This is a genomic window from Massilia sp. 01N417, from assembly GCF_056399645.1.
This window is the reverse complement of sequence record NZ_JBFTRS010000010.1, coordinates 94,774-108,116: the sequence shown is the minus strand read 5'-3', so window position 1 is coordinate 108,116 and position 13,343 is coordinate 94,774. Positions and strand designations below refer to the sequence as shown.

Here is a 13,343-nt window from a genome sequence, read left to right as displayed (position 1 = left end):
GGCCCACAGGGCGACGGCGCGCGAAATCAGGCGAGGAGGCTGGTGGGAGGCCGTTCGAGGAGGACCGGATCGACGCTCGGCAGGTGGCCGGCGCGGAACGGAATCAGCATCGTGCTGGGCGGGGCCAGTGCCGGCGATGCCGGCAGGCTTGATGCCACCGCGGCGCCCACGCAGCAGGCGGCGCAGGTGCCGCACTTGCCTTTTTCATGGCGTGTGGCGTGGCCGTCCTGCATGGACGATGCCTGTGCCTCTGCCTCGTGGCCGTGATGCCGGACATCCATCGATGCCTGTGCCATCTGCTGGTGGCAGGGCGGCTGCTGCACCGGCGCGGCGGGCAGGCGCATGCTTGCCGAAGCGAATGCCTGGAAGGGCAGCGCCAGCAGCAGGTAACACACGAGCAGCAGTTTGAGGATGGATTTCACGCGGCCATTCTAGCACGCGTACCCGGCCCTGCGGTGCTGCACGGCTGGCGTTCCGCAGCCATGGGCCTTCCGGATAAGGTGGTAGCATTGTGCCAACGCCATCGTCGACGGAGGCAAACCCAATGAGTCCAGCGGCCCTGTCAGCCCATCGCCGCACGCAGCGCGCCCGATTCGAAATAGATATGCCGGATCGAGGGATACAGCGCCGTCACCGATTGTTCCAGGCGCTCGATCGCCGCCTCCACTTCGTCGATGCGCATGCCGCGCCGGAACTGCACCGCCGCCGTCAGCAGCACCTCGTCCGGCCCCAGCTGCATGCTCTGCAGGGCGGTCACGCTCTCGATCGCCGGGTCCTGCTCGAACACGCCGCGCACCTTGCGGGTGGCGTCCGCGCCGATGCTCTCGCCGACCAGCAGCGCGCCGGTCTCGCGCGCCAGCGTGAAGGCGGCGCCCACCAGCAGCAGGCCGATCAGCACCGAGGCGGCCGGATCGAAATAAGGGTTGTCGAAGGCATGGCCGAGCACGATGCCGAGGGCCGCGATGGCCAGGCCGATCAGGGCCGCCGAATCCTCGATGAAGACGGTGAACACGGAAGCGTCCTTACTGGCGCGCATGGTCTGCCACAGCGAGGAACCGGCTTTCCTTCTCTTGTTGAGGGCCTTGCGCGAGACGTTCCAGCTATAGCCTTCGAACAGCGCCGAGACGCCCAGCACCACGTAGTTCCAGGTCGGATCCTGCAGCGGCTCGGGGTGGCGCAGCGCATCGATGCCGTGGTAGATCGAGAGGCCGCCGCCCAGCGAGAACACGGACAGGGCCACGATCAGGGCCCAGAAGTACAGCTCCTTGCCGTAGCCGAAGGGGTGCTTGGCGTCGGGCGGCTTGGCGCTGTTGCGCTCGCCGATCAGCAGCAGCAGCTCGTTGCCGGTGTCCACCGCCGAGTGGATGCCTTCGGCCAGCATGGCGGCGCTGCCGGTGATGCCGGCGACGATGAACTTGCTGACGGCGATGCCGAGGTTGGCGGCGATGGCCGCGTAGATCACTTTCAACGATCCGCTTTTCTTTTCTTCTTCGTCCTGCCCGGTGCTCATGTCCTGGTCCTGTGCCTTGTTTTTGCCTGGGTCCAGTGTAGCCAATCTGACAGCATCGGCTTGCACGGCTGCGGGCGTCCTGCGGAGGCCGGGGCATGAGCGTCCGTAACCTGCGCCAGCTGTTCGCCCCGAAATCGGTGGCCCTGGTCGGCGCCACCGAGCGGCCCGGCAGCGTCGGCGCCACCATGCTGCGCAACCTGCGCGAGGGCGGTTTCAAGGGCACGCTGTATCCCGTCAATCCGAAATACGAGAGCATCGCCGGCCTGCGCGCCTGGCCCGACGTGGCCAGCCTGCCCGCGGCGCCCGACCTCGCCATCGTCTGCACGCCGCCGCATACCGTACCCGGCATCGTCAAGGCGCTGGGCGAACTCGGTACCCGCGCCGCCATCGTCATGAGCGCGGGCGTCGCGACCGGACGCGACGCCCGCGGACGCAGCCTGCGGCAGGCCATGCTGGACGCCGCCAATCCCTACCTGCTGCGCATCCTCGGCGCCAACAGCGCCGGCCTGCTGGCGCCGGGCATCGGGCTGAACGCCAGCATCGCCGCCGGCGGCGCGGCACCCGGACGGATCGCCTTCGTTTCCGAATCCGGCGCCCTGATGACCGGGGTGCTGGACTGGGCGCGCACGCGCGGGATCGGCTTTTCCAGCTTCGTCTCGCTGGGCGAGTCGGCCGACGTCGACTTCGGCGACGTGCTGGACTACCTGGCCAGCGACCCCGGCACCAGCGCCATCCTGCTGCACATCGAGAGCCTGCGCTATGCCCGCAAGTTCATGTCGGCGGCGCGGGCGGCGGCGCGCAGCAAGCCGACCGTGGTGCTGAAGGCCGGGCGCTCACTGGAGGCGGCCAGTGCCGGCGCCTGCCTGTCCGGCGTGCTGGCGACACCGGACGAGGTCTATGGCGCCGCCATCCGCCGCGCCGGCATGCTGCGGGTGTACACCACCGAGCAGCTGTTCGCGGCGGTCGAGACCCTGGCGCGCGCCAAGCCGCTGTACGGCGACCGCCTCGCCATCATCGGCAACGGCGCCGGCCCGGTGGTGATGGCGCTGGACGCGCTGCAGTATGGCGGCGGCAGTCCGGCGCTACTGTCGGAGGCCACGGTGGCCAGGCTGCGCGAGCTGGTGCCGGAGTGGCGCGGCAGCGGTCCGCTGAACCTGCGCGGCGACGCCCCGCCGGAGCGCTACCGCGACGTCATCGACGTGCTGCTGCACGATTCCGGCGCCAACGCGGTGCTGATGATCCATGCGCCGAACGCCGTGGTCGAGCCGGCCGACGTGGCGCGCGCGGTGGCGCCATTGGCCAAGAGTTCGTCGCGCAATGTGTTGGGCTGCTGGCTGGGCGTGCAGTCGGTGCTGGAGGCACGCACCATCGCCGCCGACGCCGGCATGCCGGCCTACCGCACGCCCGAGGACGCGGTCAACGGCTTCCTGCAGATCGTGCACTACCGCGAGAGCCAGAACCTGCTGATGCAGGTGCCGGCCTCGGTGGGCGACGGCGATCCGGACCGCGAGCGCGCACGCCGCCTGGTGCGCGAGTCGCTCGACAAGGGCCGCTACATGCTGGCCGACCCGGACACCAAGGCCATCCTCGCCGCCTATGGCATCCCGGTGGTGCCGACCCGCGCCGCCGCCACGCCCGGGGACGCGGTGCGCGCCGCCGGCGAGATCGGCTATCCGGTGGCGGTCAAGATCCTGTCGCCGGACGTGGCGCAGAAGAGCGACGTCGGCGGCGTCACCCTCGACCTCGACAGCGGCGAAGCGGTGCTGGCGGCGGCCGAACGGATGCGCCGGCGCCTGTCGGAGCTGCAGCCGGGCGCGCGCCTGGAGGGCTTCATCGTGCAGGCGATGGCGCGCAATCCGGAAGCCCACGAGCTGATCGTGGGCGCCGCCACCGACCCGGTGTTCGGTCCGGTGATCCTGTTCGGCCAGGGCGGCGTGGCGGTGGAAGCGGCGGCCGACCACGCGGTGGCACTGCCGCCGTTGAACACGGTGCTGGCCCAGGAACTGGTGGCACGTACCCGGATCGCGCGCCTGCTCGAGGGCTATCGCAACCACCCGAAGGCGAACATGGAGGCGATCGAGGCGGTGCTGGTGCAGGTCTCGCGCCTGGTGGCCGACGTGCCCGAGATCGTCGAACTCGACATCAATCCGCTGCTGGCCGACAGCCGCGGCGCGGTGGTGCTGGATGCCCGCATGCGGATCGGCATGGCGGACCGCTCCGGCTCCACCCTCGACCGCCTGGCGATCCGCCCGTATCCGGCCGAACTGGAAGAGGTCGTGCCCTGGGACGGCGGCACCCTGCTGCTGCGCCCGATCCGCCCCGAGGACGGTCCGGCCCACGTCGAATTCTTCAATGCGCTGACGCCCGACGACATCCGCTACCGCATGTTCGTGCGCGTGCGCGAGCTGCAGCCGGCCCAGCTGGCGCGCTTCACGCAGATCGACTACGACCGCGAGATGGCCTTCGTCGCCACCCGCCCCGGTCCGGACGGGCACGACGAAACCCTGGGCGTGGGCAGGGTGGTGGCGGACCCGGACAACGTCAGCGCGGAATTCGCGGTGACGGTGCGCTCCGACCTGAAAGGCAAGGGCCTGGGCCGCATGCTGATGGACAAGCTGATCGCCTATTGCCGCGCGCGCGGCACCCGCGAGATCGTCGGCGAGGCGCTGCCGCAAAATGCGCCCGTGATCGGGCTGGTGAAGAAGCTCGGCTTCACGGTGGGCCCGGTGGACGAGGACGAGGGCGTGCGCAAGTTCCGGCTGGAGCTGCGCTGACGGCGCGCTGAAGCTCAGCGGGCCTGCGCCCGCGCCGCATCCACGCGCCTGAACAACTCCGCGTTCAGCTTGCGCGAATGTCCGGGCATGTGCTTGCGGGTGCGCTCGATTTCGTCCAGCTCCGGCCCGGCCACCTGGGGCTTGCCGTTGGCGAGCGCCCAGATTGCCAGTTCGGCGCGCGCTTCGAGGCTGCCGAAGCGATGCGCGGCGGCGGCGAATTGCGCACCCGCTTCGTCCTGGCGGCCGGCGGCGGCATACGCCTGGCCCAGCAGGATGCCGACCTGTTCGGTGCGGAAGCCCGGCTGCTCGGCCACCAGCGCTTCGAGTAATGCGATGCTGCCCTGGATATTGCCGCTGGCCAGGCGTGCGCGGGCGGCGCCCAGGCGCAGTTCGGCGTCGCGCGCGAAGGGGCCCTGCAGGCAGGCGTCGTACTGCTCGGACGCCTTGGCCGCCTGGCCGGTCTCCAGCAGGGCCTGCGCCAGCCGCATCTGGTTGTGCGCGGTCGGGGTCAGCTCGAAGGCGCGCTGGGCATCGCGCACCTCGCGGCCGGGATCCAGGCTGGCCTGCAGCGCGCGGCCGGCCCGCGCCGCCGACTGGTCGAAGCGCGAGGCGGGCAGGAACACGGCGAAGAAATACACGATGCTGCCCAGCAGGGGGAAGAGGAAGAGCACGAGCAGCCAGTACATCTCGCGATGGTTCCGTACCGCGTGGATCGCGAAGAAGATGGCGATGATGATGTGGATGCCGATTCCGAAGATTTGCATGGCGGAGCACTAGGTTGACGAGGTCGATAGGATAGCCGATTCAGCGGCTCAGCTCCGACATGATTTTTTCTGCAAGGAAATCGCAGGGAGGCCGTTTCGACGTCGTGCTGCGCGCCAGGATCAGCTCCAGCGGCTCGATCTCGGGCAGGCCCTGGGCCTGGCCGAGCAGGCTCAAATGCGCCGGCACCGCGCAGCGCGCCAGCGGCGCCACCGCCAGTCCCGCTTCGACCATGCTGAGCAGGCCCATGAGGCTGGGGCTTTCGTAGGAAGTCCGGTAGGGGATCTTCGCCCGCTCCAGGCTGCGGACCGCGTTCTCGCGCGCCACGCTGCCGGGCAGGAAGACGGCGATCGGCAGCGGATCCTCCTTCCAGATCTCGCGCGCGCCGGGCGAGGCCGCCCACACCATCGGCTCGTAGCGGATGAATTTCCCGGTCAGGCCTTTGACGCGCGTGGCGCACACCAGGTCGACCGAGCCGTCCTTCACCATCGGCGCCAGCGCCACGCTGGGCAGGCCCACCACCTGGATCTGCACCTTCGGATAGGTGGCGGAGAACTTCTTGAGGATGGACGGCAGCAGCGAGGACGCATAATCGTCGGGCACGCCGATGACCACGCGGCCGGTGATGTCCGGCCGCACCACCGCGGCCCAGGCTTCGTCGCGCAGGGCCAGCATGCGCCGCGCGAAGCTCAGCAGGACCTCGCCGTCCTGGGTCGGCGTGACGCTGCGTGGCCCGCGCACGAACAGCGGCTTGCCGATCGCCGTCTCCAGCGAACGGATCTGCATGCTCACCGCCGATTGCGAGCGGTGCACGACTTCGGCCGCACGGCTGATGTTGCCGGTATCGGCCACCGCCACGATCATGGTGAGTACGTCGAGGTCGAGTGCTTTCATCGCTATCAGAAAAATTGATGGTTACGATCAGTATTATGCGATTTTCTTGGACTGCCGTGTGGTGCATAGTAGTGGAAAGGAGCAAGACCATGAACGCACGAACCGACCTGCCCAGCCTTTCCATCCCCGAGGTGTACTTCGCCACCCTCCGCTCCGGCATTCGCATGCCCTATGTGGCGAGCGGTTCCGGAGAGCCGCTGCTGTTCGTGCACGGCTCGCTGTGCGATTACCGCTACTGGAATGCCCAGACGGCGGTGCTGGCCAGGGATTTCCTCTGCGTGTCCGTCAGCCTGAGCCACTACTGGCCGGCCAACGTCGACGCCGGCGACAACGAGGGCGAATTCGGCTGGCGCCGGCACGTGGATCAAGTCGCCGAGTTCATCTCCGGCATGAATCTCGGTCCAGTCCACCTGGTCGGCCACTCGCGTGGCGGCTGCGTCGCCTTCCACCTGGCGCGCGAGTATCCGCAGCTGGTGAAGACGCTGACGCTCGCCGATCCGGGCGGTCCCCTGCAGATCGAGGGCAAGCCCGAGGCGGCGCTGCCGCCGGCGACGCTGCAGCTGCGCGAGAAGGTGGCGGACCTCGTCCAGCATGGCGAGATCGAGGCCGGCCTGGAGATGTTCGTGGATTCGGTCAGCATGCCCGGCATCTGGCGCCGGAGTTCATCGAACTTCCGCACCATGGCGGCCGACAATGCGTCGACCTTGCCGAAGCAGTTCCGCGATCCCTTGCCCGCCTATACGCGCGCCGAGGCGGGCGAGGTGCGATGCAGGACCCTCTTGATCACCGGAGAGCGCAGCCCGCGCATGTACCGCGATAACGTGGACAGCCTCGTCGAGTGGATTCCGCAGGCGGAGAAGCAGGGCATCGCCGGCGCCTCGCATGGGATGAATGTGACGCATCCGGCGTCCTTCAATCGCCTGGTCCGCGCATTCGCCGGCGCGTAGGCGTCAGGGCCGCTCAGTCCAGCCAAGGATGCGCCGCCAGCCAGCGCCCCAGCTCATTGTCGTTCGCGCACTGCAGCTTGCTGAAGATATTGGCGCGGTGGGTCTCCACCGAGCGCGGGCCGCAGGGCGGCACCAGGATGCGGGCGATTTCCTTGTTCGGCTGGCCCAGGCCCACCAGGCGCGCCACCTCGCGTTCGCGCGGCGTCAGCTCCGCCCACATGCGCAGCGCCTGGGCGCGGGCCCTGGCCTGGGCGATGGCGGCCGGCAGCTTCTCCAATAGCTGCTGGGTGTCCGGCTTCTCCACCCAGTCGTAGGCGCCGCGCCGCACCGCCTCCAGCGCGGTCGGGATGTCGCCGTGGGCCGACAGGAACAGGGTCACCAGCGGGCTGTGCTCGGCGAGCAGGCGCTCGAACACGGCCAGTCCGCTCATTCCCGTCATGCGCAGGTCGAGGATCACGCAGCCGGGCTGGCGCATGTCGACGGCGTCGAGGAAGGCTTCGCCGGACTCGAAGGCCTGCACCGCCAGTCCCTGCGAAAACAGCAGCAGGAGCAGGGAGCGGCGCAGGGCTTCGTCGTCGTCGACGACGTAGAGCGTGAGGGGCATGTCTTTCATGATACGGTGGGCAGCGTGAAGGAGAAAACGGCGCCGCCGCCGGGTCGGTTGTCGACGGTCATGGAACCGCCGTGGGCTTCGACGATGGTGCGGCAGATGTTCAGTCCGAGGCCGAGACCGTCGGCGCGGGTGGTGAAGAAGGGCGCGAATACCTGTTCGAGCTGTTCGGGCGGAATGCCAGGGCCGCGGTCGGCGACGGTGATGCGCAGGAGCTGGCCCTCGCGCCGGCAGCCGAGTTCGATGCTGCGGCGCGCCGGCGGCTGGCGTTGCGGCTGTTCCTGCATCGCGTGCAGGGCATTGTGGATCAGGTTGACCAGCACCTGCTCGAGCAGCACCCGGTCGCCGCGCAGCGGGGCGTCGGCGTCTTCGAGCATCAGGCGCAGGCTCACGCCGTCGCGCTGCAGCTCGGGCTTGAGCAGGATCTCCGCGTGGGCAATGACGCTCCCCATGGTCAGGATCTCGTAATGCGCGCGCTGCGGATTGATGAAGGCGCGCACCCGCTTGACGATCTCGCTGGCGCGCTTCGACTGGCCGACGATCTCGTCGAGCGCGCCGGCCAGCATCTCCTTCGATGCATCCTGGGCGGCCAGGGCACGCGCCGCGGCGGCGAAATTCGACAGCGCCATCAACGGCTGGTTGAGTTCATGCGCCAGCGTGGACGCCATCTCGCCGACGCTGGCCAGGCGCGCGCTGCGCTGCAGGCGCAGTTCCTGGTCGCGCTGGCGGGCTTCGGCCTGCTTTTGGGCGGTGATGTCGACCACGGAACTCATCCAGCCGCGGTGCACGCCCTGGGCGTCGACCAGCGGGGCGGTGTAGACCATGGTGATCACGTCGTGGCCGTCCTTGTGGCGGAGGCGCGATTCGAAGCCGTGCGGCGCCGCGCGTCCCTGCAGGGCCTCGTCGCTGTCGCTGGCGTGCTTTTCCAGGTCGTCCGGGTGCCAGTAGGGGTAGGGCGGGCGGCGGCCCAGCAGTTCTTCCGCGCTGTAGCCGACCATCGCGCACAGCGCCGGATTCACGTAGATGATCTTGCCTTCCGGGTCGCGCGCCCGCATGCCGACCAGCAGCGAGTCTTCCATCGCCTTGCGGAAGGCGTGGGCTTCTTCCAGGTCGCGGGTGCGCTCCTCGACCCGGTGCTCCAGTTCGAGACGTGCCGAACGCTGTTCGACGAAGCGCTTCTCGCGCAGGCGCCAGTACAGGAGGCCGAGCAGCAGCAGGGCGACCGCCAGGGCGCTGAGCGCGAGCGCGCCCTGGCGCGCCTGCGTGACTTCCTTCATGTCGGTGGTGACGGTGAGCGTCCAGCCGAGTTCCGGCAGCGGGGTGTCGAGCGCCAGCAGCGTCGCGCGGCGTCCCTGCACGCTGGTGCGCAGGACGAAGCCGGGCATGTCGGGCTGGGGCTCGATCTTCCATGGCAGCGGATCAAAGCGCGCGCGGCCGCCGTACTGGCCGTGTTCCGTCACCCAGCGCAGGTCCGCCGCGGACAGCGGGCGGATGCTGTGGAACAGCCAGTCCGGCACCGCGCTGAGGAAGACGATGCCGCGGCTGTCCCTGAGCACGACCGGGTCGGCGCCGCGCGTCCAGGCGGCCTGCAGGGGCTCCAGGCTGATCTTGACCACCATGACGCCGATCACCGCGCCCTGCGCCCGCACCGGTTCGGCGATGAAGAGGCCGGACTGGCCGGTGGTGAGGCCGAGACCGTAGAACAGGCCGCGGCGGCCCTGCACGGCATCTTCGAAATAGGGACGCTGCCGATAGGACTCGCCGACGAAGCTGGACGGCAGGTTCCAGTTGCTGGCGGCCAGCGTCAGTCCTTCGCGGTCGACCAGGTAGAGGGCGGCGGCGCCGGTGGTCGATTGCAGGTCGGCGAAGTAGTCGTTGACGCGCGCCCGCAGGGCGGCGTCGCGCGGAGTGCGCAACAGCTGCTGGACGTCCGGATGGCGGGCGGCGGCATGCGGCAGGAAGTTGTGCTTCTCGACCAGGCCGCGCAGGCCCAGGGCGTTGGCGGCGGCGGCCTGGCGCAGGGCTTCGGTCTTGGACTGCAGCTCGTGCTGTTCGGCCAGGCTGCCCGAGGCCACGATCAGGACCAGGGCTCCCGCGGCGGCCAGCAGCCTGCGCCAGTGGCGTGTGATGGACATCGTCGAACGATAGCAGTTGCGGCCGGGCTTTGGAATGCCTCTCCGTAGTTTTACGGAGGAGGGGGCGCCGGGATTGCGGATGCGTGCGCCGCCTTTGGCCGCGATAGTGGAGCCCTTGAAAAAGGAGACGACAATGAACACTGTCACAACAAAGACGGCCCTCGACGGCCGTAGCGATGCCGCCGAGCGCATCTCCGGCAAGCGCCTGCGCGCCATCTTCGTCGGCTCGGCCGGCAACCTGGTCGAGTGGTTCGACTTCTACTGCTACTCGGCCTTCGCCCTCTATTTCGCCAGTTCCTTCTTCCCGAAGCAGGACCCGACCGCGCAGATGATGTCGACCGCCGGCATCTTCGCCCTCGGCTTCTTCGTGCGTCCGATCGGCGGCATCCTGTTCGGCCACATCGGCGACCGCCTGGGCCGCAAGAAAGCCCTCATGACCTCGGTGCTGCTGATGTGCTTCGGCTCGCTGCTGATCGCCTGCGCGCCCACCTATGCGACGGCCGGCATCCTGTCGCCCTGCATCCTGCTGCTGGCGCGCCTGCTGCAAGGCCTGAGCCTGGGCGGCGAGTACGGCGCCAGCGCCACTTATCTGTCCGAAATGGCGGATTCCAAGCACCGCGGCTTCTACAGCAGCTTCCAGTACGTGACCCTGATCGGCGGCCAGCTGCTGGCACTGCTGCTCCTGCTGGTGTTGCAGCGTTACCTGCTCGACGCCGACCAGCTGCGCGCCTGGGGCTGGCGCATCCCCTTCCTCGCCGGCGCCTGCCTGGCCCTGCTGGCCCTGCGCATGCGCCACGACATGCCGGAAACCGCGTCCTTCGAAGCCGCGCGCAAGAAATCCAAGGCCATGGGCGGCCTGAAGCAGCTGGCCCAGCATCCGCGCGAAGTCCTGCTGGTGGTCGGCCTGACCATGGGCGGTACCCTGGCCTTCTACGTCTACACCACCTACATGCAGAAATTCCTGCGCCTGTCGGTGGGCCTGACGGATGCGCAGACGACCGCCGTCTCGGCCGCCTCGCTGCTGTTCGCGATGTGCCTGCAGCCGCTCTACGGCGCGCTGTCGGACCGCATCGGCCGCCGTCCGCTGCTGGTGGGCTTCGCCCTGCTCGGCACCCTGTTCACGGTGCCGCTGCTGACCGCGATCCGCAACGCCAGCGGTCCGTTTGAAGCCTTCATCCTGATCGCCTGCGCCTGGATCATCGTGACCGGCTACACCTCGATCAATGCGCTGGTGAAGGCCGAGCTGTTCCCGGCCACCATCCGCGCCACCGGCGTCGGCGTGCCGTATGCCTTCGCGGTATCGGTGTTCGGCGGCACCGCCGAGTACCTGGCCCTGTGGTTCAAGTCGGTCGACATGGAAAGCGGCTTCTACTGGTACGCCACCGCCGTCATCGCCTGCACCCTGGTCGTCTGCTGGTTCATGCGTGACACCTCCGCGCATTCGAAGATCGACGCTGAACAGCAGGCCCAGTAAGGGCCTCGGCGCCGCCCATCAGCGGCGCGCATTAGCGGCTGAAACGCACATCTTCCTGCACGACCGGCGCATCTCCCTTGGCCGAAGCACCATGCTTCGGCTTCTTCGGCTTTTTCGGTTTCTTGACGACCTGGCCGCTGGCGTTCGTCTCCGGCACCCGGTGGTCGGGGGAGAAGCCGGGTTCCTCGCGGCGCTCGAGCGTCTGCCCGGTCAGCGCTTCGATCGCCGCCAGTTGCTGTACCTCGTCGGCACACACCAATGACACCGCCTCGCCCGAGGCGCCGGCGCGGCCCGTGCGGCCGCTGCGGTGGACGTAGTCCTCGGCCACGATCGGCAGGTCCACGTTCAGCACCACCGGCAGTTCGTCGATGTCGATGCCGCGCGCGGCGACGTCGGTCGCCACCAGGATCTTCACCTCGCCGGCCTTGAAGCGCTCCAGCGCGCGCAGGCGCGCCGGCTGCGGCTTGTCGCCGTGGATCGAATCCGCGCTGTAGCCCTTTTCCTCCAGCAGCTCGACCAGCTGGTCGACGCCCTTGCGGGTCTTGACGAACACCAGGGCTTGCGGCCAGGCGTGGCGCTTCAGCAGGTGCAGGAAGAGCTCGGGCTTGCGTTTCTTGTCGACCGGGACGATCCACTGGCGGATCGCCTTGACCGTCGTGTTGCGCGGGCTGGCTTCGATGCTGACCGGGTCGCGCAGCAGCCTGGTGGCGAGGGCGCGGATCGGGTCCGAGAAGGTGGCCGAGAACAGCAGGGTCTGGCGGCGCTTGGGCAGCAGGGCCAGCAGCTGGTCGATATCGCGCGAAAAGCCGAGGTCCAGCATGCGGTCGGCCTCGTCCAGCACCAGGGTCTGCACCTGGTTCAAGCGCAGGGCGTTCTGGCGCTGCAGGTCGAGCAGGCGGCCGGGCGTGGCCACCAGCAGGTCGACGCCCTTGCGCAGGCGCATCATCTGCGGATTGATGCTGACGCCGCCGTAGGCGACCATGGTCCGCAGCGGCAGGCCTTCGCCATACGCACGCACGCTCTGGTAGACCTGTTCGGCCAGTTCGCGGGTCGGCACCAGCACCAGGGCTCTTGCGGAGTTGCTGTTCACCTGCATGCCGTCCATGACCAGCCGCTGCAGCAGGGGCAGGGCGAAGCCGGCGGTCTTGCCGGTGCCGGTCTGGGCGGCGGCCATCACGTCGCGGCCGGCCAGCACGGCGGGAATCGCCTGCGACTGGACCGGGGTCGGCGAATGGTACGAAAGGGCGGACAGGGTGCGGACGATCTGGTCGATCAGGCCGAGCGAAGCGAACGACATATTGTTATTGGTGGTAAGGGAAAAGGCGACAGTGTACCGTGCCGCCGGGGAAGGCGGCAGGACAGACGGCGGATGGCCGGCTCAGGCCGAGACCTGGACGGTATCCGACAGGTCGACGGTCGGCTTGACCGGATCGCGGCGGTCCTGGCAGGCCACCGCCATCAGGCAGACCAGGAGCACCAGGCTCCAGCGCAGCGGATGATTTCGCATGATGTCCTCCATGCGAAACATCCTACATCAGAAGCGGTAGGCGACGCTGGCGCGCACGACTGGATAGACTTTGAAGCCGTCGACGTCATCCTTCAGGCGCAGGCGTTCGGCGGCGACGTCCTTGGCCACGAGGGCGCAGATGGCGGCCAGGCTCGTGCAACCCCAGTTGCCCATGGTGACGTTCGGATTGCCCTGGAAGAAGGCGCCGAGGTCGGCGTTGAAGCTCCAGTGGCTGGCGTTGTTGGCGGCAAGCGCATTGCCCCAGCCGATGCCGAGGTAGGGCGCGGCCTTGCGGTACTCGATGCGACCCTTGACGATGCCGATGTCGGCCGCCGAATAGCTGTTGCCGTTCAGCGTGTAGGCGCCGTACTGGTCGGTCCGGGCGGTGGCGTCGAAGCGGTTGCCGTTGTACACCAGGCCGCCGGTCAGGCGGAAGGGGCTGCCTTCGCGCACATACCAGTCGAACAGGATGTCGAAGGTCTGCAGCTTGCCCTTGATCGCGTAATCGACCTGGTTCGTGGTCCGGTCGAAGTCGTGCTGGAAGTAATTGGCGCCGAAGCGGCCGTTCAGGTTGGACTCCATCGGGACGACCAGGTGGAAACCGGCGCCGGTGGTGCCGAGGTCAGCGGTAATGCCGACTTGCGCCTGGGCGGCGCCGGCGAACAGGAGGGCGCCTGCCAGGGGAGCGTATTTCAGGAACATTGCTTACTTTCAGGAATCGAAATTGGAA

General features: G+C 68.6%; 12 protein-coding genes. 3 read left to right on the top strand and 9 right to left on the bottom strand.

Annotated features, from left to right (window positions below; genetic code table 11):
• Window positions 1–26 precede the first annotated feature (26 nt).
• Together AC1DOQ_RS12975 and AC1DOQ_RS12970 are read right to left on the bottom strand one after the other, a co-directional pair.
• Window positions 27–422, bottom strand: a complete 396-nt coding sequence (locus tag AC1DOQ_RS12975) for a hypothetical protein (RefSeq protein ID WP_477364346.1) — start codon at window positions 420–422, stop codon at window positions 27–29.
• Window positions 423–562: 140 nt separating this feature from the next.
• Entirely contained in the window at window positions 563–1,510 is a 948-nt protein-coding gene (locus AC1DOQ_RS12970; RefSeq protein WP_477364343.1) for a cation diffusion facilitator family transporter, read from the bottom strand.
• A 95-nt stretch (window positions 1,511–1,605) separates the two neighbouring features.
• On the opposite strand from AC1DOQ_RS12970, the gene AC1DOQ_RS12965 reads away from it, so the two are divergent.
• Entirely contained in the window at window positions 1,606–4,284 is a 2,679-nt protein-coding gene (locus AC1DOQ_RS12965; RefSeq protein ID WP_477364340.1) for a bifunctional acetate--CoA ligase family protein/GNAT family N-acetyltransferase, read from the top strand.
• Window positions 4,285–4,298: 14 nt separating this feature from the next.
• On the opposite strand, the gene AC1DOQ_RS12960 is transcribed toward AC1DOQ_RS12965, so the two are convergent.
• Together AC1DOQ_RS12960 and AC1DOQ_RS12955 are read right to left on the bottom strand one after the other, a co-directional pair.
• Window positions 4,299–5,048, bottom strand: coding sequence for a PLDc N-terminal domain-containing protein (locus AC1DOQ_RS12960; protein ID WP_477364337.1), 750 nt, complete (start codon window positions 5,046–5,048; stop codon window positions 4,299–4,301).
• Window positions 5,049–5,088: 40 nt separating this feature from the next.
• Entirely contained in the window at window positions 5,089–5,940 is an 852-nt protein-coding gene (locus AC1DOQ_RS12955; RefSeq protein WP_477364334.1) for a LysR substrate-binding domain-containing protein, read from the bottom strand.
• A gap of 89 nt (window positions 5,941–6,029) precedes the next feature.
• Between AC1DOQ_RS12955 and AC1DOQ_RS12950 the strand changes: the two genes are divergently transcribed.
• Window positions 6,030–6,887, top strand: coding sequence for an alpha/beta fold hydrolase (locus tag AC1DOQ_RS12950; RefSeq protein WP_477364331.1), 858 nt, complete (start codon window positions 6,030–6,032; stop codon window positions 6,885–6,887).
• 13 nt (window positions 6,888–6,900) lie between these two features.
• On the opposite strand, the gene AC1DOQ_RS12945 is transcribed toward AC1DOQ_RS12950, so the two are convergent.
• Together AC1DOQ_RS12945 and AC1DOQ_RS12940 are read right to left on the bottom strand one after the other, a co-directional pair.
• Window positions 6,901–7,500, bottom strand: coding sequence for a response regulator transcription factor (locus tag AC1DOQ_RS12945; RefSeq protein WP_477250266.1), 600 nt, complete (start codon window positions 7,498–7,500; stop codon window positions 6,901–6,903).
• Window positions 7,497–9,632 (bottom strand): sensor histidine kinase, encoded by a 2,136-nt coding sequence (locus AC1DOQ_RS12940; protein WP_477364328.1) that lies wholly within the window; start codon window positions 9,630–9,632, stop codon window positions 7,497–7,499. The genes AC1DOQ_RS12945 and AC1DOQ_RS12940 overlap by 4 nt, the downstream gene beginning before the upstream one ends.
• 133 nt (window positions 9,633–9,765) lie before the next feature.
• Here AC1DOQ_RS12940 and AC1DOQ_RS12935 point away from each other — a divergent pair, with 133 nt between their 5' ends.
• The gene (locus AC1DOQ_RS12935) at window positions 9,766–11,106 is read left to right on the top strand and encodes an MFS transporter (RefSeq protein ID WP_477364325.1); all 1,341 of its coding nucleotides are present in this window, start codon (window positions 9,766–9,768) and stop codon (window positions 11,104–11,106) included.
• Window positions 11,107–11,137: 31 nt separating this feature from the next.
• On the opposite strand, the gene AC1DOQ_RS12930 is transcribed toward AC1DOQ_RS12935, so the two are convergent.
• From AC1DOQ_RS12930 to AC1DOQ_RS12920, 3 genes are all read right to left on the bottom strand, one after another.
• Window positions 11,138–12,403 (bottom strand): DEAD/DEAH box helicase, encoded by a 1,266-nt coding sequence (locus AC1DOQ_RS12930; protein WP_477364322.1) that lies wholly within the window; start codon window positions 12,401–12,403, stop codon window positions 11,138–11,140.
• Between the two features lie 81 nt (window positions 12,404–12,484).
• The gene (locus AC1DOQ_RS12925; protein WP_477364319.1) at window positions 12,485–12,613 is read right to left on the bottom strand and encodes a hypothetical protein; all 129 of its coding nucleotides are present in this window, start codon (window positions 12,611–12,613) and stop codon (window positions 12,485–12,487) included.
• A gap of 27 nt (window positions 12,614–12,640) precedes the next feature.
• Entirely contained in the window at window positions 12,641–13,315 is a 675-nt protein-coding gene (locus tag AC1DOQ_RS12920) for a hypothetical protein (protein ID WP_477364316.1), read from the bottom strand.
• Window positions 13,316–13,343 lie beyond the last annotated feature (28 nt).

Excerpts from the sequence above, each read along its gene's own strand:
- AC1DOQ_RS12970 (WP_477364343.1), bottom strand. The coding sequence starts at position 1,510 with ATGAGCACCGGGCAGGACGAAGAAGAAAAGAAAAGCGGATCGTTGAAA.
- AC1DOQ_RS12965 (WP_477364340.1), top strand. The coding sequence starts at position 1,606 with ATGAGCGTCCGTAACCTGCGCCAGCTGTTCGCCCCGAAATCGGTGGCC.
- AC1DOQ_RS12960 (WP_477364337.1), bottom strand. The coding sequence starts at position 5,048 with ATGCAAATCTTCGGAATCGGCATCCACATCATCATCGCCATCTTCTTC.
- AC1DOQ_RS12955 (WP_477364334.1), bottom strand. The coding sequence starts at position 5,940 with ATGAAAGCACTCGACCTCGACGTACTCACCATGATCGTGGCGGTGGCC.
- AC1DOQ_RS12950 (WP_477364331.1), top strand. The coding sequence starts at position 6,030 with ATGAACGCACGAACCGACCTGCCCAGCCTTTCCATCCCCGAGGTGTAC.
- AC1DOQ_RS12945 (WP_477250266.1), bottom strand. The coding sequence starts at position 7,500 with ATGAAAGACATGCCCCTCACGCTCTACGTCGTCGACGACGACGAAGCC.
- AC1DOQ_RS12940 (WP_477364328.1), bottom strand. The coding sequence starts at position 9,632 with ATGTCCATCACACGCCACTGGCGCAGGCTGCTGGCCGCCGCGGGAGCC.
- AC1DOQ_RS12935 (WP_477364325.1), top strand. The coding sequence starts at position 9,766 with ATGAACACTGTCACAACAAAGACGGCCCTCGACGGCCGTAGCGATGCC.
- AC1DOQ_RS12930 (WP_477364322.1), bottom strand. The coding sequence starts at position 12,403 with ATGTCGTTCGCTTCGCTCGGCCTGATCGACCAGATCGTCCGCACCCTG.
- AC1DOQ_RS12925 (WP_477364319.1), bottom strand. The coding sequence starts at position 12,613 with ATGCGAAATCATCCGCTGCGCTGGAGCCTGGTGCTCCTGGTCTGCCTG.
- AC1DOQ_RS12920 (WP_477364316.1), bottom strand. The coding sequence starts at position 13,315 with ATGTTCCTGAAATACGCTCCCCTGGCAGGCGCCCTCCTGTTCGCCGGC.